We start from the raw sequence: 20,500 nt of genomic DNA, 5'->3' as shown, positions 1-20,500 counted from the left end.
GAAGAAAACCGACCCCCGACGCAATCAGGCAGGAGGTAGTCCGTCTCGCGGGAGAGAGGATGACGAAGACTGCTATTGCGGGTCAACTGAACATCGGGGAAGCCACGGTGTACCGGATTCTTGCAGCAGCCTCAAAGCAAAGAATTCTCTCACTGGAAAGGGGCTGACGAATGGTTGCGCGTGCGCGCTGGGAAACGGCGCAGCGCTGGTATGAGGTTGGGCCTGTTTGTGATTTGTTAGGCGACTGAGTCCTTATGTGTAACGGCTCGCAATGAAAAACGGTTGTGCTCGCATTTAACGCCGTTTTCGGCTCAGAATAACTACAACTGGCAGAGCCTGCCGCTCACATATGAATTGAGCCAAGTCCGATACTGTTAGAAACACCGGCAATAATCGATGCACAGCATCGATAGCCGTCGATAAATAATGAGATTATTATTTGTTATAAATAGATGCTTACAATCTAAAATTAGGCCAAGTGTTCAAACAGTCGCGCGACCGCCTCAGCACCTGGATCAGCGTGACCGATCAAATGCTTGGCATTGACATAGGAAGCGCGGCCCGCATTCGCCTTGCTCATGTGGGCAGTGCGATCGGCACCCGCACGCGCGGCTTTCGCCGCCTCGGGCAGGCTCTCTTCCAGGGCATCAAGGGCCGGCGCAAGGGCATCGACCATGGTGCGGTCACCCGGACGTGCCCCGCCAATCTCCTGCATTCTCCGCAACCCGGCCTGCAATGCTTCGCGCATTGGCAAGCCGCTTGAGGCAGCGTCGCCCGCTGCGGCGAAGAAGATCGCGAGGAGCACACCGCACGAACCTCCCATGGTTTGGGAAAGCTCCAAGCCAATGGCTCGATAGAGCTGGGTATGGTCGGCAAGCGGCAAGCGGTCCACGGCGCTGATCAGGGCGCGTGCCGCGCCGGCTAGCGTGCTGCCGGTGTCGCCATCCCCTGACTTCGCGTCGAGCGCGTTGAGGTCGTTCTCGGCGGCGATCAGAACCTCGCAGCAACTGGTCAGGAACTCCCTGGTCGGCTTGTGCATCGAGGGCATCGGAACGACAGGCGTCAGGCCGTCCGGAAGCGCCTGAATCGCAACCTGGCCTAGCCGGGAGACCCGTGGCCATGCCGCCAGCGGCGTGTGCTGCTTGAGCAGGGCGATCTCGGCATCGTCGGCAGGATAGGCCGAAATCGAGAAGCCATGCATGTCGAGAGATGTCATCATGGCCGCCGGCCCGATGACGTGGGTTATCTGCTCGCCAATCGCTGACCGCCGGATTTCGTTGAGGATGATCGACATCTCGATGACCGACGTGCCCCCGAGATTGTTGACCATAGCGACATGCGGCTTTTCTTCCATTGCAGCTGACAGGCGCTCGACCATGGCAGCGACAGCTTCGCTCGCATCCTTGAACTCGACCTGCTCAACCCCGGCTTCACCGTGGATGCCAAGCCCAAGCTCGGCCATGCCGGGCGGGATGCGATCCTCCTTTGGCGAACCTGGGATGGTGCAGGTGTTTAGCGACATGCCGATGCTTTTTGTCTTTGACACGACCTTGCGCGCGGCCAAGGCCACGTGTGCCAAGTCGGCACCATTCTCGGCCAACGCGCCGGCTATCTTGTGCACAAAAAGCGTGCCGGCGACGCCGCGGGCTTGGGGCAAGTCGGGCAACGCCACATCATCGTCGACGATGACTATCTCGACATTCAAGCCAAACTGGCGAGCCCGTTCGGCCGCCAGCCCGAAATTCAATCGGTCACCGGTATAATTCTTGACGATGAGCAGGCAGCCGGACGCTCCCGTCACGGCAAGGATGCCTGCCAGTACCGCGTCGACTGTTGGCGAGGCGAAGATGTCGCCGCACACCGCAGCCGTCAGCATCCCTTCCCCGACGAAACCCGCATGTGCCGGTTCGTGGCCCGATCCGCCTCCCGAGATCAACGCGACCTTGGACTTGTCCCAGTCACTGCGTACGACCACCCGTATATGCGGATAGCCGTCGAGCCGCGCCAGCTTACCGCCAGACGCCGCGACCAGCCCATCGACGGCTTCGGTGACGATGCTTTCTTTGGTGTTGATGAACTGGGCCATGTTTTCGGCTCTGTTGCAAAAAATGATTTTTGATAAAAGTGAATTTAAAAGTTACTAAAAAATATTTAGTTGAAAATTAAAATATAGCTGTTTCTTATTTTTTGCAACAGAGCCTGATAAATCCGGTGCGGGGCTTTAAATCGCTGAAAACAGCCTACGCAACCATCAAAGGTTTCGAGCTCATGCGGATGTTCAAGAAAGGACAGCTGGATATTTGGAAATTGGGCCAGGGCCTCACAGGAGAAATCTGGCTCATTGAAAGGCAATTCGATATCTACAGGACATAATCAATCAGATCACCCCATAGTTTTCTGGTTTGTCCTTTTTTTGCAACAGAGCCGGTAATAATGCATCAACTTCCCCTTGTTTTTTCCGTTAAATACTTTTGGCAATGCATATAAGACTAAACCTATGGGGGTATAGATGCCTTTTATCATGGTGTTAGTGCTGTTTTTGTCCGGCTGTGGACTAGCCCCCAATTGAACCGGACACGGATGCACTAACGATAGGAGATAGGCGTATGCCTGATGCTATGCATAGTGCTTCTGGTTTTGATCGCATTGAAGTAATCACCGGAGTCGAGCGCCGCAGGCGCTGGAGCCTGGGTGAGAAATTAAAAGCTGTTGAGGAAACGCGCTCATCTGGCATGAGTGTCTCGTATGTTGCGCGAAAGTATGGTATTGCTCCAAGCTTGTTATTCCGCTGGAGAAAGCTCATGTCTGAGGGAGGCAAGGAAGCCATACGGTGTGATGAGGCGGTAGTGTCCGCGGCCGAGGTGCGCGAGTTGAAGAAGCGGATTCGCGAGCTTGAGCGCGTGCTGGGCAAGAAGACCCTGGAGAACGAGATTCTCACGGAAGCGGTGAAGCTTGCCCATGAAAAAAAACTGATCTCGCGCATGCCCTTGCTGCCACAGGACGATTCGCTATGAAGGCCATTGCAGACACGATGGGTGTTGCGCGCTCCCATCTTGTGGAACGGATGAAGCCGCAGACAAAATCTGCTCGCTGCCGCTATCACAAAGCCGATGATGCCTGGCTCCTGCCCTTGATTCGCGAACTTGTGGATTGTCGCCCGACCTACGGGTACAGAAGGATTTGTGCACTGCTTAACCGCAAACTCGACGAGATGGGCAAATCTGCTGTCAATCACAAGCGCGTCTATCGCATCCTGCACCAGGATGGACTGTTGCTGACTCGGCACACAGGCAAACGACCTCAGCTTGCGCACGAAGGCAAAGTGATTACCCTGTGTTCCAATTTGCGCTGGTGCTCGGATGGTTTCGAGATCCCCTGCTGGAACGGGCAAGTGGTGCGTGTGGCTTTTGCGCTGGATTGCTGTGACCGTGAAATCATCAGTCATGTTGCCACCAACGGCGGCATTACCGGCGAAATGGTGCGGGATCTCATGATCGAATCGGTCGAGGCTCGCTTCGGGCCGGTTGCCAGGCTTCCTCATCCGGTGGAATGGCTAAGCGACAATGGCAGTTGCTACACCGCCACGGAAACCGTTTCTCTTGCCAAAGACACGGGCTTCATCAGTTGTTTTACTCCCATTAGAAGCCCTGAGTCCAACGGCATGGCCGAAGCTTTCGTCAAAACCTTCAAGCGGGATTATGTCTATGTCCACGACCGGCCCGATGCAAAAACAGTCATGTCACAACTCGAACAGTGGTTCGAGGATTACAATGAATACCATCCTCACAAGGGGCTCAAGATGAAGTCGCCAAGACAGTTCATCCGCAGTCAGTTACTAGCCGCATCCTGTCCTGTTCAATAGGGGCAACTCCAGGCTGCGCCACCACGGAATTTGCGCCGCAACAAACTGCTGAAGAAGTTCATCCGCGTTTCGTCGAGTTGGATAAGCAACTCAAGGAAGGCCGGATAACGCGGCTGGAACATTCGCGCAAGGGGCTGGCCCTGTCACGCGAGCTATACCCGAACGGCACGGAAGAACAGGCGCTATGGGCCTATGCCATCGTGATTTACGGCCAGCTCGAACGCAAGGAAATAACAGAAGACATGGCGCAATACCTGTTTTCCGAACGGACTGCACAATACTACCGGGAACGCAATCAGCGTGAAGCGCGCCTGCGGCAACAGTACCAGCAAGGCGGCGGCGTTACCGCGTCCGACCTGCTCATGCTTGGCGCGATTCGCCGCCCGTTCGACAGGATGCGAGCGCCGACAAATTGCCAGACTCGCAACGTGGCCGGGGTGCAATATACGGACTGTTACTAATAATGGACTTCAGCAAGCAATAACCCTGTATCCCGGTAACAGGGTTATATCGTCTGCTCGTTTTCAGTCCTGATGTATTGATAGACCGTTTCCCGGCTGATTCCAAACTCTTTTGCCAGCTTTGTCCGGTTTGCTCCTGCTGCGGCCCGCTCCCGCAGCTGGGCAATCCTCTCTGTGTTCAGAGCTGGCTTCCTGCCCTTGTAGACTCCCTTGGCCTTTGCCAGGGCTATCCCTTCCCGCTGCCTCTCCTTGATGAGCGAACGCTCAAACTGAGCAAACGCGCTCAGCATGGTAAACATCAACGTAGAGCGTGGATCATCATTACCGGCAGTGAAGTTCATATTCTCTTTAATGAATTGAACCGATACTCCCCGGATATTCATTTCCCTCACCAGCCTGAGCATGTCTTCCACATTACGGGCGAGCCTGTCCATTGAGTGAACGATGAGCGTATCTCCTGCACGAACATGATCGAGCGCGGCCTGGAGCTGAGGCCTGTTTGTATCCTTGGCGGATGCCTTGTCGGTAAATATCTTGTCCAGGGGAATGCCGTCAAGCTGGCGCTCCGGGTTTTGATCAAGTGAACTTACCCGGATATACCCGATTCTTTGGCTGGCCATGACTCTCTCTACAAAAATGTCAGAGTAGAGTCTATGATCTTCATTGGTGAGTGTCAATCAATGGAATTTTTAATTCTAAATCAACATTGCTCGGCCCGGTCTGATCCTCCGGCCACTCGAAACAGAGGCGCCATTGCTGATTGATGCGAATGGAATACTGTCCGGCACGATCTCCTTTGAGCGCTTCGAGCCGGTTTCCCGGCAGGGCGCGCAGCGTACCGAGCGACAGCGCCGCATTCAGGATCGACAGCCGCCGCCCCGCCTGACCTTCAAAACCGTGGAAGGCTTTAACGGATTCTCCCCTCACGAATCGCTCCGTCCTTTTGTCTCGATAGCTCAGCATCAGCTGATTCAATCGTATGGCTCTTGACTCTGTACGTCAAGCATCAATACGCTACGTCCGAACTTCTTCTTCACAGTGGAGCAATTTATCGATGACTTCTGCCGGTTAACGATCGCTTTTGATGCAGAAAAGGGTGGAAGGATGCACCCCAGCAAGGGATAAAAGGAGATAAAGTAGAGGTTGCGATATTTTTTCCGAGGGAATATATGCAGAACCTGAATTTGAAGTTATTGGCAGTTGTTTTTTTCCTGCTTCCGCTTTCATTTCTCTCCGGTTGCGCGGCGGTGGCGGTAACGGGGGCAGCTGCGGGCAGTGGATATGCGGTAGCTGAGGACAGGCGTACAAGCGGCACCATGGTCCAGGATGAGAGCATCGAGTTCAAGAGCAACGGGAGAATCAAGGACAAATTTGGCCGCAAGGTTCATGTGGAGGTCACGAGCTTCAATGATAAAGTACTGCTGACTGGCCAGGTGGCATCTACGAAGGTTAAAAATGAGGTTGGAGACATCGTGAAGGCCGTGGAAGGCGTGAGGGATGTCACCAATGAAATTGCGGTGGGTGAGATCAAGCCGCTTACCGCGCGCAGTTATGACGCTTGGATTACATCCAAGGTCAAGGCGAAGTTCGTGAATGAGGGATTATTCCAGGCTAATCACGTCAAAGTCGTGACCGAGGATGGGGTGGTCTACCTGATGGGGCTGGTGGACCGGGAGGAGGCGCAAAGCGCGGTGAAGATTGCGAGATCCACGGATGGCGTCCGCAAGGTTGTCGAAGTGTTCGAGTATCTGGATTGACATTGAATTTTTTAATCTGCCTGGAATACTGTTCGGCCCGGTCCTTTGAGCGGGCGCTCAAAGGATCAAAGAAAGCATCAAAGTGATAGCTTCACAGTTTCCGTACCGGGAAGGCGAAAAGGCTAACCAGGCTTCTTGTCGATCTTGTCTGTCCCGGCTTCCGGTTTGCGTGGCTGCCGTGCGGCTGGCTTTTTCCTTCCCTTGATTCCTGGTTTTTCAGACACTGTTTGATCTGCCTGATTGCCGGCAGCCTGTGCGGTTTCTGTCTCAGGCGCAGGAGTTGCTGGCAGCAAATCCGCTTTCTTTTCCACAGCCTTTCGACGACTTTTTCTTCGCTGATGCGTTTCATCCGGGGAGTTGACGCCGTCGAGCGGCACTGAGGGCGCCGCAATCTCAAGCGAAGCAGGAACAGGCGGCGATGCTTCCACTGCTGTGCCATTATCGGCCGCCGCACTGCTGCTGCGATAAACGTACGTGCCCGATTTCTCGTCACGGCCCAATTCAAGCAGCCCTCGGGCTTGCGCCTCTTCAAGCAAGTTACCGAAAGCACGAAAGCCATAATAAGATTCGTTAAAGCCAGGTTTACGGCGCTTGATCGCTTGTTTGAGCGTCGATGCCCAGATTTTTCCGCTGTCGCCGCGCTCGGATACCAGGGCGTCGAAAGTTTCTACCGCCATGTTGATTGCCTGGCTCTTGCGTGCTTCGAGCTCCTCTCCTGGGCGTTTTTCCTCCGCAGGCGCACGCTTCACCACAGGCGGTGCTTCTGTTGTATCGCGTTTCGCCGCAGCGCACTCGATCTCGCGTACCAGATCGTCATAAAAAATGAATTCGTCGCAGTTGGCTATCAGCAGGTCTGAAGTTGATTTCTTGACTCCAACGCCGATTACTTGTTTCGCGTTCTCGCGTAACTTGGAGACGAGCGGCGAGAAATCGGAATCGCCACTGATAATGACGAACGTGTTCACATGGGATTTCGTATAACAAAGATCGAGCGCATCCACGACCAAGCGAATGTCGGCTGAGTTTTTACCGGACTGACGAATATGGGGGATCTCGATCAATTCGAAATTTGCCTCGTGCAGCGCAGCTTTAAAGGTCTTATAACGATCCCAGTCGCAATAAGCCTTTTTTATGACAATGCTGCCCTTCAATAACAATCGCTCCAGCACCGGCTTGATATCGAACTTCTCGTATTTCGCATCACGCACGCCAAGAGCGACATTTTCAAAGTCACAAAATACCGCCATGCTGACATTTTCCTGTAGTGTGGCCATAAGGTTTGTTGCCTTTCAATAATGGGGGTTAGGGTGATTTCCCCTTCCCGTGTTCGACGTGTTCGAAATCCTGTATCAGTTCACCGATATGCCATACCCCTTCGGGAGGCAGAGCGGGGTAGATAGGGAGGGCCAGCACCTGATCGGCAAGACGTTCGGCCAGCGGCAGCGAGACACCGGCGTGCGATTCCGAGAAAGCCGGCTGCCGATGGCAGGGAATAGGATAGAAAACCGCAGTTGAAATATTATGCCCTGCCAGAAACAGTTGCAGGGCATCGCGGTGCGGATGGGTAACCACAAACTGATGGTGGACGGGAACAGTGCCTTCAAGGACTGCCGGCCAGTTGCATTCCGTATTTTGTAGTGCTTGCTGGTAGAGCGCGGCGAGTTGGCGGCGTCGCGCGTTCCAGTCATTCAGATAGGGAAGCTTGACTCTCAATATTGCTGCCTGGAGTTCGTCGAGGCGGCTGTTGAAGCCGATCTCAGAATGTTGGTAGCGATCCTGCCGTCCGTGATTTCGAAGGCATCGCAATCTCGAGGCGAGATCGGGATCGCTACAGGCAATCGCTCCACCGTCGCCATAAGCGCTCGGGTTTTTCGTGGGGTAAAAACTGAAGGCGCCGGTGACACCGAAGGATCCAATACCACGATCGTGATAGCGGGCGCCGATTGCTTGTGCTGCATCTTCGATCAGCCACAGGTCGTGGTTCACGCAGAATTCCTGTAACGGCTTTAGATCGGCCGGCTGCCCGAAAAGATGGACAGCGATGACGGCCTTTGTCCGCGGCGTCAGCGCCTCCCTTATGCCGTCCACATCGATGTTGTATTGACCGGGTGCGCAGTCGGCAAAACAGGGACGCGCTCCCGCGAGGCTTACCGCCTCTGCCGTTGCGAAAAAAGTGAAGGCGGGCACGATTACGTCACCTCCCGCACCTATTCCCAATGCCTTGAGGGAGAGCAACAGTGCGTTGGTACCGGAATTGACACAGATGACTTCAGCAGCGCCGATGTATTCCGCAAGCTCGTGCTCCAGCGCCGCGTTTTCTGTCGCTGCAGATCGACAAAATTGCGTATTATACAAATGAAATGCGCTCGGGAGGGATGCCATGCAGGCATTGCAGTCGTTCCCGGCAGAGATCGTCCACAGCAACGTAGCGCTGGATTGTGGGGAAGCGTGGCGCCATTTCTTCCCACGGCAGCCATGGCCGAAGTAGACCGCAGGCGCATCGGGAAAATGCAACATGGCCGTCATTGCATCGAGATGATGCTGGCCATGAATAATGTCGGGCGGAACTGTCAGCAGATTGAGATCGTCGATGGTGGGAATGGTCGCCGAACGCAACTCCTCGGCAACCGCTCCAAGTCGGGTGCTATAGGCCACTGGGTTATGGCCGCGCCGCAGCAGCGCCGAGATTTGCCGGTCAGTGAATTCACCACATACCGGGCCGATTTCAGCCCCCAGTTCCTGCAGGATGTTCAAGGTGGACGCCAGCCGGGGCTTATCATCGCTTCCTGAACCGTCGGTAAGAATGCAAACCAGGGGTTTCGCCTGTCCGATCCAGCCGCAGAGGCGCAGTTCATGTCCCGGATGGGCGATTACCAGCAAATTGCCCCTTCCGGAAAGATTGCCGGAAAGGTTGTCGCGCCGGCGTCGCTCATTCCAGAACCCTTACATCGAGCGTATTCGGCAGATAAACCTGTGTCCAGAACTTTGCAGTCGGATTGGGCAGCACTTCGAATAAGTGGGCGATCTCCACGATATCGAAGAACAGCGCCTGTTGATGTGCGTTGACGGGGTGTGTGAGCGAAATTCTCAAGCTGTATCTGTCGTCGGTCAGCGGGAGCGATGTCCGGTAAAGCACCTCGGCCTGCTGCGACGGCTCCAGCGTCAACAGCGTCTGACTTTGCATGAGGAAGTCTGCTCCCTATCACCGGCGTGCGATTCTTATCGCAAATTTTGTAGTTGGCGGAAAAAGTACAGGTGCGGGCGGCTTCAACGATGATGCGTATGAGGACTGATTGTCCGAATTCTGCGGAACGTACCGGTAGTCCGTTATCATCTGTCATCTCCGCGTAAATTACACGCACATCACCGGTTCCGGAACGGCAGTGATTTGCATTTTCAGCAAAGCGTGCAAGATGCTCCTTCTCCACGCTCTGGAACGGGCTTGCTGCCATCAAGGATCCAGACGCGGAGGATCCACACGCGACCCCAGACACTGCCTCCGGGCCGGTGGGAGGAGCAATAGGGTGAGGTGGAGTGATCCCGGTTTCAGAAGCATTGCGTGTGCTGCCAGTTCTCGAATCGCTGTTTTCAGAAACGGTTACGTTTATTTTCCGGTTGTTTGCTTCCTGTACTTCACGAATATAGCGTGCAACGACGTCTGGAGTGGGACCAATTTCCAGTGCACGGCCATGCTTGAGATAAAGAGTGCGCTCACATAACGCGCTCACCGCTCCCACATCATGACTGACAAAGAGGATGGTGGTACCCCGTTCCTGTATCTGCTTCAATGTCACCATGCACTTTGCCTGGAACTCCATGTCTCCTACTGCCAGTGCTTCATCTATGATCAGTACCTCCGGCTCAACCGAGATGGCGACGGCGAATGCAAGGCGTACATACATCCCGCTTGAGTATGTCTCTTTACCGGTTGATCGAGGAAATCGCCAATGTCGGCATAAGCGGCGATGCGCTCGTAGCGCTGCGTGATCTCGCCAGGGTTCAATCCAGCAATCGATGCCCGCCATATGGATATTCTCGCGACTGGTAAATTCCCCGTTGAAGCCGGCTCCCAGTTCAAGCAAAGCCGACACCTTGCCTTTGATATATATTTCGCCCTGGGTAGGGGTCAGTGTTCCCGCGATCAGTTGCAGCAGTGTGCTTTTCCCGGATCCGTTCGGACCGATGATCCCGAAGGTTTCTCCACGACGGATCTCAAAGGAAATGCTGTCCAGCGCCCGGAATTCCCGATACAGTTGCTTCCGGTTACCCCAAAAGCCTTGCAGCAGCCGGTCCTGCGAACGGCCATAAATGCGATAGGTTTTTGACAGGCCCGATATGCGAAGCGCAATATCTGCGCTATTGATATCATCAGTTGCCGTTGGTGGAGAGGAGGCCATGGAGGAGTCGCATCTTGTTTCTGCTGGGAGTTCTCTCGGGACTGTCATTACAAAGTCCCGTCGAGGTCCCGTTCTGGCACAATCAAACGCTTCGGATGGAATTGGGAAGTATGGCATGTATGTAATGTATGCCGAGAATTATCTTAGTCGAGAACCGGGGTTTCTGCTACTGAGGGTTTGAGATGTCTAAAGTATACGAAGTATCAGCGATCGTATGGGTTCAAGTTTTTAAGCAGGACTGATTCATGAGGGAAGCCAGTATCCACCCGACAGCCTTTGTCCATCCTGCAGCACAACTCGGCTCGGGCGTAACTGTCGGGGCTTATTCCATTGTGGAAGAGCATGTCACGGTTGGCGACAATACCTGGATCGGGTCGCATGTCGTCATAAGGGGGCATACGCGTATCGGTTGCAATAACCGGATTTTCCAGTTCTGCTCGCTGGGAGATGAGCCGCAGGACAAGAAATACAAGGGCGAACCTACGCGGCTGGAAATAGGCGATCGAAACACGATTCGGGAGTTTTGCACTTTCAACCGGGGCACCCCAAGGCGCAGGTGTTACCCGCCTCAAGAATGACAATTTCATGATGGCTTACGTCCATCTGGCGCATGATTGCCAGGTGGGTAGCTTCACGACTTTTACCAATAACGCTTCTTTGGCTGGCCACGTCCAGGTGGGCGATTACGCGGGACTCGCGGGATTCACCTCCGTTCATCAGTTCGTTCGCGTGGGCGCCTACAGCTTTGCCGGTTTAGGCACCGTGTTGACTCAGGATTTGCCGCCTTATATCCTGGCGGCAGGGAATCCAGGGGTGCCTTACGGCCTCAACTGGAGGGAGCTCAAGCGCCGGGGATTTTCCGAATCCACTATTCGCGCACTGAAAAGTGCTTACAAGCTGATATACCGAGCCGGCCTCCCTTTGAAAGAAGCGGAAGTGCAACTCATGCAGCTTGCTAGCGGTACACCGTCTGTCCAGCGTTTTCTTGATTTCATTTCCGTGCGCGGACATGGAATTATCCGGTAAACTTAATAGTATCTGATCAAATCCGCCTCGATTTTGCAGTTTTTTTTGAAAATTGGTAGAACAGCAGTATTATTTGTCTTTATTGCCGAGGTGAAACGCGATTTACTGAATCACAATCTGAGCGGGAGAATCGTCATATGAAGAATCAAAAACAGAAAGCGATTGCACAGGTAACGCGGGCAGTAGTTAACGGAGGATTGTTTGCTGGCTGCCTGTCGTTCAGTTTCGTTGCGTATGCGGACATCAACTTTCAGTTTGTATACAAGGATGCGCCGGGTACGGGGTTTCTTGATCCCGTAAATGGTTCCGGTCGACAAGCTGCGCTTAACACCGCTGCCACTGAATTCTCTAAAATGTTTGGCAGCCACTTCACCAACTCAGGCACTATCGTGTTGGAAGCGACGGCGACTAATAGTCCGCAGGGTGATACCCTGGCATCGGCCGGAAGTGAATATGTCGATCGTGGAGTAGGCTTCAATCTTGACGAAGTCGTGCGCGATAAACTCCAGACAGGCATTGATCCCAACGGGAGCAGACCCGATGGCTCTCTGGACATCAACTTTGGGAACAACTGGGAGCTTGGCTTCAACGCGCCGGTTTCGAGTGAGCGGTATGACTTCTACTCCACGATGTTTCATGAATTTACCCATACGCTTGGCTTCTCTTCGTCCATAGGGCAATTTGGCGATCCGCTTCTCGGTACACGGGACGCAGGAAGCTGGAGCGCCTTCGATAGCCACATAGTGGACAAGAACGGCACACCGGTCATTGATCCCACAACTTTCGCGATCAACGAGACGGTCTGGGATGCGGGCAGCGTGGGGGGGCCAAGTCCCGCAGGAGGTCTGTTCTTCGATGGACCCAACGCCAGGGCGGCAAACGGGGGTAATCCAGTAGGTCTATATACCCCATCCCCGTGGGAGGAGGGGAGCAGTGTTTCTCACCTGGATGATAATAATAGCGCTTATGCGGGAATGATGATGCTGGCCGCTTCTGATACGGGACCTTATGCCCGCGACTACAGCGCGGTCGAGATCGGCATTCTTCATGATATTGGATATACGGTAACGGCTGTGCCCGAACCGGAGACCTACGCGATGATGCTGGCCGGATTGGGATTACTGGGCTGGGTAACACGGCGCAAAAAGCGCCATGACCAGTGATTCTGCCGGAATAATTTTTCGTGCCGTTGCGCTGCGGCGGCTTTGCAGTCTGACTTGCCAAGCACTATCGCCCTCGCACCGGATTTTCCCCGTCAGACTGCTCCCTGTTTTCATATTGTTTTTTGCCGGGTCAGCGTCCATGGCAGGCGAACGCACCTTGGGACCTGATGGTCCTCCACTCGCTTATCCTATCCAGGAGGTCAATCTCCATCTGACCCGGCAGTCTGGCAAGGCGGCCTTTCCAGTTCGTCGGGTTAGCCTGTCGGGCAAGGGAACGGCTGCATTCGAACAAGGGGAAGAATTTCTGCAAATTTCCTACTCTACCAGCGCACTGGTTGCCCTCCTGAACGAGCTTTACAGGATTCGTTTCTTTGAACTTCCTTCGCACTACACCGCGCGCTATTCTGTCTTTCTCAAGGACGATGGAATGATTGCGACTTCTGCATTGCGCATGATGGATGCAGGGAGCACACGCATCTGCTTTGCAGTGACCGGCTATGAAAAATGTGTTACATATGGAGGTGATGGTCCGTATGATCTGGAGAATATCGTCAATCGCGTTTTTGATGATATTGAGAAGCAGGTGAAGCAGAAATAGACGCGGAAAGCATTAGAAAGAGGAGGTAGCATGGCAAATGAGGGTTACCACGAACCCATTGAGGAGCTCTCCGACGAAACACGAGACATGCACAAGGCGATCGTCTCGCTGATGGAAGAACTGGAAGCGATAGACTGGTATAACCAGCGTGTGGATTCCTGCAAGGACGAGGAGCTCAAGGCAATCCTTGCGCATAACCGTGATGAGGAAAAGGAGCATGCGGCGATGGTGCTCGAATGGATTCGCCGTAAGGATCCGGTCTTTTCGATGGAAATGAGAGACTATCTGTTCACTGACAAGCCCATCGCCCACAAATCATAATCAATGATGACCCATCGATTTATCTGGGCAAGCTTTTCAGCCAGCGTTCCCTTGCGCTGCGTGCATTTGCGAAAAATCTTTCGAGCGCATCACCATCGCCATGCGCCAGCATTCCACGCACGGCTGTCAATTCCTTCTGGTACGCATCGATCTGGTTGAGCAGCGCCTCCCGGTTGCCAAGACATATGTCCCGCCACATCTCGGGAGAGCTGCCAGCGATACGCGTCGAATCGCGGAAGCCGCTGCCGGCAAAGCGCAGCAGTTCGTTGTCATGCGCGTCATTGCTTCCATCGGCTCCGGCAGAGACGACATGATTCATCAGCGCAAAGGCAAGAACATGGGGGAGATGGCTGACAGCAGCCAATATCTCGTCGTGCCGGGTCGCACTCATCCGGGAAACCCGCGCGCCGCAAGCCTCCCATAATTCCGTTACCTTTTGCGTTGCCTCCCGGCTGGTTTCCTTGAGGGGCGTCAGTACAACATTTTTGCCGCGAAACAGATCTGCATTGGCTGCGCCTGCTCCACTCTTTTCAGCACCGGCAACGGGATGTCCGGGAACAAAATTTTTCAGATGAGGGGCGAGATGGGAATGTGCTGCCGCTACCACATCCTGCTTGGTGCTGCCCGCATCTGTCACGATGGTGGAGGACGCAAGATATGGGAATATCTGCGCCATGATTTCACCGGTTTGTCCGACGGGCACAGCGAGGAACACCAGATCCGCATCCTTCAAGGCTGATTCAATGTCGCTGGCAATCTCGTCTATCTCGCCCAGCGTGAAGGCCCGTCGCATGTTTTCCCTGCTGCGACCAACGCCGGTGATATGCCTGACCACACCTGCCTTGCGCAATGCGAGCGCGAATGAGCCACCGATCAGGCCCACGCCGATAACCACCAGTTTGTGGATCACGATAGTGTCATCGTCGGAATCGGTTTGTGTGAGCGGTTGATGTCACGGAGAGCCTTGCATGGCTGCTACCTGTATCCAGCTATTCATCAAAGACTTCGTCCGATTACTGCCGCTATTCCTTTCAGCGATCCCATCAGATCACGAAATTCCTCGGGATTCAATGCCTGATCTGCGTCGCACCAGGCTTCGCATGGGTTAGGATGCATCTCCACCAGCAGGCCATCCGCTCCCGCTGCGACTGCCGCGCGCGCCAGGGCGGACACCATCCATGCCTTCCCCCCCGCATGGGAGGGATCGACGATTACCGGCAAGTGCGTTTCTTTTTTCAGCACGGGGATGCATGTTACATCCATTACGTTGCGATAAGCAGTTTCAAAGGTGCGTATGCCGCGTTCGCAGAAAATGATGTTATGGTTGCCTCCTGCGGCGATGTATTCTGCCGCCATGAGCCATTCGGAAACGGTTGCGGACATGCCGCGCTTCAGTATCACGGGCTTGTTGATGCGCCCCACTTCTTTCAAAAGTTCGAAGTTCTGCATGCTGCGTGTACCGATCTGGATCACATCCACGTCATACTCAAGGAAAGTGTCCAGCATGCGCGCATCCATCAATTCCGTGACGATCCGGAGGTTGTGCTTGCCCGCAGCCCTGCGGAACATTTTCAATCCTTCTTCGCCATTGCCCTGGAAGGTATAGGGACTGGTGCGGGGCTTGAAGGCGCCCCCACGCATCAGCTGGCAGCCCGCATCCGCGACATGTTGTGCCGCCGAATCCATCTGCTCCTGCGTTTCCACCGAACAGGGGCCTCCAATCACCTGCACCTGATCGCCGCCAATCGGCACGCCCCCCACATTGATTATCGAATTATCCTTGTGCCATTCGCGCGACACGATCTTGTACTGCTTGACGATATGCATCGAATATTCGACACCGCTCAGAGTATCGAATATTTCAGGGCTGAGCTTGCGCTCATCGCCAATTGCACCGATTACGGTGCGCTCGGTGCCGCGCGAAACGTTCGCGTCGAGATCGAAGCTTCGAATTTTTGCAACCACCGTGTCGATCTGCTCTTCGGTGGCGCCGTTATTCATGACAATAATCACGCTGATCCCCCCGCCGCAACCTGGGAGACTCTCACCGTCATCTCCGGTATTATGTCTGCTGCTGCCCCTCCCGCCGTCTCCAGCGCTATTGCCAGCGATTTCAGGAATTTCTCATTTTCAGGTTCCAGCCCGACAGTTACCCGGAGATGTTCCGGCATTTCATAGATGCTGATGGGGCGGACAATCACGCCCTGCCTCAATAGGCTCTCATTTACTGCTTTCACATCGCCCGGCACCCGAAAGCTCAGGAAATTTCCGTAGGATGGAATGTACTCGATTCCCATCTGGCGCAGTCCGGTGACGATCTGCAGCATGCCTGCCTGATTGAGCGCATAAGAACGCTTTACGAACTCCTCATCCTGCAGCGCAGCCACCGCGCCGGCGAGACCGATATTGTTGACGTTGAATGGCTGGCGCACACGGTTCATCAGACCGGCAACTTGAGGATGCGCAAGGCCGAAGCCGACGCGCACGCCTGCCATGCCGTAAGCTTTGGAGAAGGTGCGGGTAATGAGGAGATTGGGAAACTGCTTCAGCCATGCAATGCTATCTCCCTTGAGGGCGGGTGGCAGGTACTCGTTGTATGCTTCATCGAGTACGACCAGCACATCCGGGGACACACGCTCGAGAAAGCGCAGTACATCATCGGCAGGCAGCAGGGTGCCGGTGGGATTGTTGGGATTGGCAATAAATACAACCCGTGTTTCAGGCGCCACGGCATCCAGCATGCCGTCAAGATCATGTCCATAGTTCCTCGCGGGAACGGAAATGCCGATTCCACCCACTGCTTTCGTTACCAGTGGATAAACCGCAAAGGCATGCTGCGAATAAACGGTCGAAGCTCCCGGCTTCAGGAATACGCGGGCGGCCAACTCCAGAACGTCGTTGGAACCGTTGCCCAGCACGATCTGATCGCTGGTCACGCCGTAGCGCTCAGATAAAGCTGTTTTCAGTTCAAAACCACTTCCGTCCGGATACAACGAAACCTCGCCGAGCGCCTTGCTCATTGCGTTCAGAGCCATTGGACTGGTTCCCAGGGGGTTTTCATTGGACGCAAGCTTGATGATGGACTGTTCATCCATCCCCATCTCCCGCGCCAGTTCAGAAATAGGCTTGCCGGGCTGATAGGGACTGATGGCGCGGATATACGCAGGAGCGAGATCGCAAATATTCATAAGATGGTACCGTGAATTGCAGAGGAAAGAAAAAGCAGAAAATAATAACCGTCAACGAGACAGGCAATCGCACAAAAAGCATGGATTCATGCTTGCAATAACCCGTTTCTTGGCCATAGGCAAATCTTCGTCATGGCCGCGCCCGCAGGGATACCAGGGATTCCGGGATTCGGAGTCGCAATGATATGACGTTGAATTTTTCGCAGGGTAACAGAATCATCGCACGGGCTCACTTTACGGGTATGGGATTTCGTGATAGCGCATGGAGGTTTGTGAGAAAACAGAAGAGCAGGGTCAGGCTGCGGGATATGAACCGAGCACTTTGAGAAACGCTGCTTTTCCCACCAGCTCGCGCAGCGCCTGAGAGACTTTCGGCTCCTGCTGGTGGCCTTCGACATCCACGAAAAACACGTATTCCCATAAACCCGCACGGGACGGACGCGATTCAAGCCGGGTCATGCTGACTCCATGATGGGCGAACGGGGCCAGTAGCTCATGTATGGCGCCCGGGCAATTCCTGACCGACGTTACCAGCGATGTCTTATCCCTGCCGGAAGGTGCAACTTCCTGCTCGCCTATTATCAGGAAGCGCGTCGTATTATTGGGATCATCCTCGATGTTCTCGGCACAGACAGTGAGGCCATATACTTCTCCTGCCTTTTTTCCCGCCACTGCCGCGGCGCTTTCATCTTCCGCCGCCAGTCTCGCGGCATCCGCATTGCTTGCGGCGTTGATTCTTGCCGACGCGGGTAAATGGGGCAGATTGGCATTGAGCCACTCGTGACACTGGGAAAACGATTGAGGATGAGAGTAAATCCTGCGAATGCGTGCAAGGTCGGCATGATGCGCCAGCAGAAGCTGATGTATGGCCAGCGCCACTTCGCCGCACACCTTCAACCGCGTTTGCAGCAACAGATCGAGCGATCTGCCCACTGCGCCTTCGGTCGAGTTCTCTACCGGCACAACACCATAATCCGCCTTGCCGGCTTCCACCTTGCGAAATACGTCATCTATCGAATTGCACGGCAGGGAAGTCACAACGCTACCGAAACGCTTGAGTGCGGCCTCTTCGGAAAACGTGCCTCTCGGCCCAAGATATGCGATCGTCAGAGGTTCTTCCATGGATCGACAGAGAGACATGATCTCCGTAAATAACCGCGCAACCTGTTCATTCTCCAGGGGTCCCGGGTTCAGTTCGCGCATTCGCGCCAGCACCTGAGCTTCACGTTCGGGCCGATACGCAGTGCCATTCTTGATTTCTCCGATTTCGCGTGCGATATCTGCCCGCGCGCTCACCAGTTTCAGGAGCTCGCTGTCGATTGCATCTATCTTGTCGCGGAGCTGTTTGAGTTGAGCGGTCATCGGGAGATAATTTTGTCTTGAACCGTGCCTGCCAAAGCCATAGACTGAGATGGCAGTTATTTGGCCGGTATGGGCAGGTAGCGCACATTCAGCACGCCCTTTATCGCCGCAATCTCGTCGATCGTTTTTTGTGGTATCGGACTATCGACATCCACCAGGGTATAGGCCATTTCGCCGCGGGACTTGTTGCCCATGGTGTGGATATTGAGACCGGCTTTCGCCATGGCGGTTGAAATTTGGCCCACCATGTTCGGTACGTTGGCATTCGCAACGGCCAGTCGATAAGGGGATTCCCGCTCCATTGCTATATTGGGGAAGTTGACTGCATTGGTAATACCGCCGTTCTCCAGATAATCGATTACCTGCCTCGTCACCATCACCGCGCAATTCTCTTCCGCTTCCTGTGTGGATGCACCCAAGTGCGGCAAGGTGATCACCCTTGCATGATGTTGAAGTTTTTCGCTGGGGAAATCGCTCACGTAATATTTTATCTTCCCCATCTCGATTCCTTCGAGTACGGCATTTTCATCCACGATGCCGTCACGCGAAAAGTTGAGCAGAATTGTACTGTTTCTCATGCTTTGCACAACCTGCCGGTTGACGAGGTGGCGGGTCGAGTCCACTAGGGGTACGTGCAGTGTTACAAACTCGCTGTTGCGCAGCAGAGCTTCAATGCTTTCCGCTCGCTTGACCTCTGAAGACAGGTTCCAGGCTGCGTCCACAGTGATATTGGGGTCGTACCCCATCACCTTCATGCCCAGCCGAAGCGCTGCATCAGCCACCAGGCGTCCTATAGCGCCCAAACCGACAATGCCCAGAGTGCGCCCCGGCAATTCGGTCCCCGCGAACTGTTTCTTGCCGTTTTCGGCCAGCTTGTTCAGGGTCTCGTTATCGCCTTCCAGTTTCTCGGTGAAATGAATCGCCGGAATCAGATTGCGGGAGGCGATCAGCAGGCCCGCCAGCACCAGTTCCTTGACCGCGTTGGCATTCGCCCCCGGGGCGTTGAAAACAGGCACGCCGCGCAGGTTCATGGCGCTGACCGGTACGTTGTTCGTGCCTGCCCCAGCCCGGCCTATTGCTTTCACACTGGAAGGAATATCCATGTCCAGCAGGTTGTGGGAGCGCACCAGAATCGCATCGGGCTCGGCTGTATCGCTGCCCACTTTATAATGGCCGGAATCAAAAAGCTTGAGGCCCAGCGGCGAAATCTGGTTGAGCGTCAGTATCCGGAAAATTTTATGTGCACGTTCAGGCATGATTGCTCGCAAATTCTTTCATGAATTCCACCAGAACCTTTACGCCTTCAAGCGGCATTGCGTTGTATATCGAAGCGCGCATTCCGCCGACAGAACGATGGCCTTTCAACTGGATGAGGCCGCGGGTTCGCGCCTGTTTCAGAAACTCTTCATCGAGCGCCGGGTCTTTTAAAGTGAACGGCACATTCATGCGCGACCGGTCGGGTTTTGCCACGGGGCAATGATAAAAATCAGTAGTGTCCAGGAAGTCATACAGCAGGCGCGCCTTGGCAATGTTAATTTTCTCCATTGCCTGAAGCCCGCCCTTCTGTTTCAGCCACTCCACCACCAGCCCCGTAATATACATGGCATAAGTCGGCGGCGTGTTGTACATGGAATCGTTATCGGCGTGAATCCTGTAATCGAACATGGTCGGTGTGCCCGACACGGTTGTTCCTATCAGATCCTCGCGCACGATGACAATACACAGACCTGCGGGACCTACGTTTTTCTGCGTGCCGGCATAAATCAGCCCAAACCTGCTTACATCCAGGGGGCGTGACATAAAGGCGGAAGAAATGTCCGCTACCAGGGGCATATCGGTACCCGGCAAGTCCGGAATCCAGTTGAACTCCACTCCGCCAATCGTCTCATTGGGCGTGTAATGCAGATAGGCCCCATCCGGATCGATGTCCCATTTATCCTGCGTGGGGGCATACGTAAAATTTGCATCTTCCGAGGAAGCTGCAACGTGAACGGAACAATATTTTTTCGCTTCCTTGATCGCTTTCGTGGACCACTGGCCAGTATTGATATAGTTGGCGCTTTTTTTGCCGCGCAACAGGTTCATTGGCACCATTGCGAACTGGCTGGAAGCGCCGCCGGACAAAAAGAGCACCTTATAGTTGGCAGGGATACCGGCCAATTCCCGCAAATCCGCCTCGAGCCTCGCTGCGATCGACATGAATTCCTTGCCGCGGTGGCTCATCTCCATCACCGACATGCCGCTGCCGTGCCAGTCGAGCATTTCGTCGCGCGCCTGCTGCAAAACTTCCTTCGGTAATACCGCCGGACCTGCACTGAAGTTATAGATGGGTTCCATCGGAGTTCCTTATGAATTCCTTATGCGT

The 20,500-nt window shown here is 54.4% G+C and carries 19 protein-coding genes and 2 pseudogenes; 9 read left to right on the top strand and 12 right to left on the bottom strand.

Going from position 1 to position 20,500, the window contains the following annotated elements:
• Positions 1–23 precede the first annotated feature (23 nt).
• On the top strand, positions 24–167 hold the full coding sequence (locus tag AC52W5_RS03305; RefSeq protein WP_495669963.1) for a helix-turn-helix domain-containing protein: 144 nt from the start codon (positions 24–26) through the stop codon (positions 165–167).
• A gap of 302 nt (positions 168–469) precedes the next feature.
• Here the strand turns inward: AC52W5_RS03305 and AC52W5_RS03300 are convergent, their stop codons facing one another.
• Positions 470–2,086 carry a dihydroxyacetone kinase subunit DhaK gene (locus tag AC52W5_RS03300; RefSeq protein ID WP_495669961.1) on the bottom strand — a complete coding sequence of 539 codons (1,617 nt, stop codon included), beginning with the start codon at positions 2,084–2,086 and terminating at the stop codon, positions 470–472.
• Between the two features lie 113 nt (positions 2,087–2,199).
• Between AC52W5_RS03300 and AC52W5_RS03295 the strand changes: the two are divergent.
• The 3 genes and pseudogenes from AC52W5_RS03295 to AC52W5_RS03285 form a co-directional block, all read left to right on the top strand.
• Positions 2,200–2,373, top strand: a pseudogene (locus AC52W5_RS03295) (IS6 family transposase); the annotation flags it as partial.
• Positions 2,374–2,606: 233 nt separating this feature from the next.
• Positions 2,607–3,862 (top strand): IS3 family transposase gene (locus AC52W5_RS03290; RefSeq protein WP_495669960.1). Its coding sequence is split into 2 segments (ribosomal slippage): positions 2,607–2,961 and positions 2,961–3,862, totalling 1,257 coding nucleotides; the frame shifts between segments, so codons are not numbered across the junction.
• 77 nt (positions 3,863–3,939) lie between these two features.
• Positions 3,940–4,323: a hypothetical protein gene (locus AC52W5_RS03285; protein ID WP_495669959.1), complete on the top strand. Its 384-nt coding sequence runs from the start codon at positions 3,940–3,942 to the stop codon at positions 4,321–4,323.
• 44 nt (positions 4,324–4,367) lie between these two features.
• On the opposite strand, the gene AC52W5_RS03280 is transcribed toward AC52W5_RS03285, so the two are convergent.
• Both AC52W5_RS03280 and AC52W5_RS03275 read right to left on the bottom strand, forming a co-directional pair.
• The gene (locus AC52W5_RS03280) at positions 4,368–4,943 is read right to left on the bottom strand and encodes a recombinase family protein (RefSeq protein WP_495669958.1); all 576 of its coding nucleotides are present in this window, start codon (positions 4,941–4,943) and stop codon (positions 4,368–4,370) included.
• A gap of 40 nt (positions 4,944–4,983) precedes the next feature.
• Positions 4,984–5,298 carry a type II toxin-antitoxin system RelE/ParE family toxin gene (locus tag AC52W5_RS03275; protein WP_495669957.1) on the bottom strand — a complete coding sequence of 105 codons (315 nt, stop codon included), beginning with the start codon at positions 5,296–5,298 and terminating at the stop codon, positions 4,984–4,986.
• A 194-nt stretch (positions 5,299–5,492) separates the two neighbouring features.
• Here AC52W5_RS03275 and AC52W5_RS03270 point away from each other — a divergent pair, with 194 nt between their 5' ends.
• Positions 5,493–6,080 (top strand): BON domain-containing protein, encoded by a 588-nt coding sequence (locus tag AC52W5_RS03270; RefSeq protein ID WP_074974790.1) that lies wholly within the window; start codon positions 5,493–5,495, stop codon positions 6,078–6,080.
• A 122-nt stretch (positions 6,081–6,202) separates the two neighbouring features.
• Here the strand turns inward: AC52W5_RS03270 and AC52W5_RS03265 are convergent, their stop codons facing one another.
• The 3 genes from AC52W5_RS03265 to AC52W5_RS03255 are packed head-to-tail and all read right to left on the bottom strand — an operon-like array spanning position 6,203 to position 10,477.
• Positions 6,203–7,354, bottom strand: coding sequence for an NYN domain-containing protein (locus tag AC52W5_RS03265; protein WP_495669956.1), 1,152 nt, complete (start codon positions 7,352–7,354; stop codon positions 6,203–6,205).
• A gap of 28 nt (positions 7,355–7,382) precedes the next feature.
• Positions 7,383–8,960 (bottom strand): DegT/DnrJ/EryC1/StrS family aminotransferase, encoded by a 1,578-nt coding sequence (locus AC52W5_RS03260; RefSeq protein ID WP_495669955.1) that lies wholly within the window; start codon positions 8,958–8,960, stop codon positions 7,383–7,385.
• The gene (locus AC52W5_RS03255; RefSeq protein ID WP_495669954.1) at positions 8,951–10,477 is read right to left on the bottom strand and encodes an ABC transporter ATP-binding protein; all 1,527 of its coding nucleotides are present in this window, start codon (positions 10,475–10,477) and stop codon (positions 8,951–8,953) included. Before AC52W5_RS03255 ends, AC52W5_RS03260 begins: the two co-directional genes overlap by 10 nt.
• 245 nt (positions 10,478–10,722) lie before the next feature.
• Here AC52W5_RS03255 and lpxA point away from each other — a divergent pair.
• From lpxA to AC52W5_RS03235, 4 genes and pseudogenes are all read left to right on the top strand, one after another.
• A pseudogene (gene lpxA, locus AC52W5_RS03250) lies at positions 10,723–11,503 on the top strand (acyl-ACP--UDP-N-acetylglucosamine O-acyltransferase).
• Between the two features lie 137 nt (positions 11,504–11,640).
• Positions 11,641–12,666: a PEP-CTERM sorting domain-containing protein gene (locus tag AC52W5_RS03245; protein ID WP_495669953.1), complete on the top strand. Its 1,026-nt coding sequence runs from the start codon at positions 11,641–11,643 to the stop codon at positions 12,664–12,666.
• Positions 12,656–13,264 carry a hypothetical protein gene (locus AC52W5_RS03240; RefSeq protein ID WP_495669952.1) on the top strand — a complete coding sequence of 203 codons (609 nt, stop codon included), beginning with the start codon at positions 12,656–12,658 and terminating at the stop codon, positions 13,262–13,264. The genes AC52W5_RS03245 and AC52W5_RS03240 overlap by 11 nt, the downstream gene beginning before the upstream one ends.
• Positions 13,265–13,294: 30 nt before the next feature.
• The gene (locus AC52W5_RS03235; RefSeq protein WP_074744780.1) at positions 13,295–13,585 is read left to right on the top strand and encodes an encapsulin-associated ferritin-like protein; all 291 of its coding nucleotides are present in this window, start codon (positions 13,295–13,297) and stop codon (positions 13,583–13,585) included.
• A gap of 19 nt (positions 13,586–13,604) precedes the next feature.
• Here AC52W5_RS03235 and AC52W5_RS03230 read toward each other — a convergent pair whose 3' ends face one another.
• From AC52W5_RS03230 to serC, 6 genes are all read right to left on the bottom strand, one after another.
• Positions 13,605–14,495 carry a prephenate dehydrogenase gene (locus AC52W5_RS03230; RefSeq protein ID WP_495669951.1) on the bottom strand — a complete coding sequence of 297 codons (891 nt, stop codon included), beginning with the start codon at positions 14,493–14,495 and terminating at the stop codon, positions 13,605–13,607.
• A gap of 86 nt (positions 14,496–14,581) precedes the next feature.
• On the bottom strand, positions 14,582–15,598 hold the full coding sequence (gene aroF / locus AC52W5_RS03225) for a 3-deoxy-7-phosphoheptulonate synthase (protein ID WP_495669950.1): 1,017 nt from the start codon (positions 15,596–15,598) through the stop codon (positions 14,582–14,584).
• Positions 15,595–16,773 carry a histidinol-phosphate transaminase gene (gene hisC / locus AC52W5_RS03220; RefSeq protein WP_074974781.1) on the bottom strand — a complete coding sequence of 393 codons (1,179 nt, stop codon included), beginning with the start codon at positions 16,771–16,773 and terminating at the stop codon, positions 15,595–15,597. The genes aroF and hisC overlap by 4 nt, the downstream gene beginning before the upstream one ends.
• 294 nt (positions 16,774–17,067) lie before the next feature.
• Positions 17,068–18,135, bottom strand: a complete 1,068-nt coding sequence (gene pheA / locus AC52W5_RS03215; RefSeq protein ID WP_495669949.1) for a prephenate dehydratase — start codon at positions 18,133–18,135, stop codon at positions 17,068–17,070.
• A 56-nt stretch (positions 18,136–18,191) separates the two neighbouring features.
• Positions 18,192–19,391, bottom strand: coding sequence for a phosphoglycerate dehydrogenase (locus tag AC52W5_RS03210; protein ID WP_495669948.1), 1,200 nt, complete (start codon positions 19,389–19,391; stop codon positions 18,192–18,194).
• The gene (gene serC / locus AC52W5_RS03205; RefSeq protein ID WP_113067604.1) at positions 19,384–20,472 is read right to left on the bottom strand and encodes a 3-phosphoserine/phosphohydroxythreonine transaminase; all 1,089 of its coding nucleotides are present in this window, start codon (positions 20,470–20,472) and stop codon (positions 19,384–19,386) included. Before serC ends, AC52W5_RS03210 begins: the two co-directional genes overlap by 8 nt.
• Between the last annotated feature and the right edge of the window lie 28 nt (positions 20,473–20,500).

Source organism: Nitrosospira sp. CT, assembly GCF_059489795.1.
This window is presented reverse-complemented; position numbering and strand designations above follow the sequence as displayed.

What these genes read in the sequence shown, in the direction of transcription:
- AC52W5_RS03255 (WP_495669954.1), bottom strand. Translation starts at nt 10,477, where the DNA reads ATGGCCTCCTCTCCACCAACGGCAACTGATGATATCAATAGCGCAGAT.
- AC52W5_RS03235 (WP_074744780.1), top strand. Translation starts at nt 13,295, where the DNA reads ATGGCAAATGAGGGTTACCACGAACCCATTGAGGAGCTCTCCGACGAA.
- serC (WP_113067604.1), bottom strand. Translation starts at nt 20,472, where the DNA reads ATGGAACCCATCTATAACTTCAGTGCAGGTCCGGCGGTATTACCGAAG.
- AC52W5_RS03270 (WP_074974790.1), top strand. Translation starts at nt 5,493, where the DNA reads ATGCAGAACCTGAATTTGAAGTTATTGGCAGTTGTTTTTTTCCTGCTT.
- AC52W5_RS03280 (WP_495669958.1), bottom strand. Translation starts at nt 4,943, where the DNA reads ATGGCCAGCCAAAGAATCGGGTATATCCGGGTAAGTTCACTTGATCAA.
- AC52W5_RS03210 (WP_495669948.1), bottom strand. Translation starts at nt 19,391, where the DNA reads ATGCCTGAACGTGCACATAAAATTTTCCGGATACTGACGCTCAACCAG.
- pheA (WP_495669949.1), bottom strand. Translation starts at nt 18,135, where the DNA reads ATGACCGCTCAACTCAAACAGCTCCGCGACAAGATAGATGCAATCGAC.
- AC52W5_RS03240 (WP_495669952.1), top strand. Translation starts at nt 12,656, where the DNA reads ATGACCAGTGATTCTGCCGGAATAATTTTTCGTGCCGTTGCGCTGCGG.
- AC52W5_RS03265 (WP_495669956.1), bottom strand. Translation starts at nt 7,354, where the DNA reads ATGGCCACACTACAGGAAAATGTCAGCATGGCGGTATTTTGTGACTTT.
- hisC (WP_074974781.1), bottom strand. Translation starts at nt 16,773, where the DNA reads ATGAATATTTGCGATCTCGCTCCTGCGTATATCCGCGCCATCAGTCCC.
- AC52W5_RS03300 (WP_495669961.1), bottom strand. Translation starts at nt 2,086, where the DNA reads ATGGCCCAGTTCATCAACACCAAAGAAAGCATCGTCACCGAAGCCGTC.
- AC52W5_RS03245 (WP_495669953.1), top strand. Translation starts at nt 11,641, where the DNA reads ATGAAGAATCAAAAACAGAAAGCGATTGCACAGGTAACGCGGGCAGTA.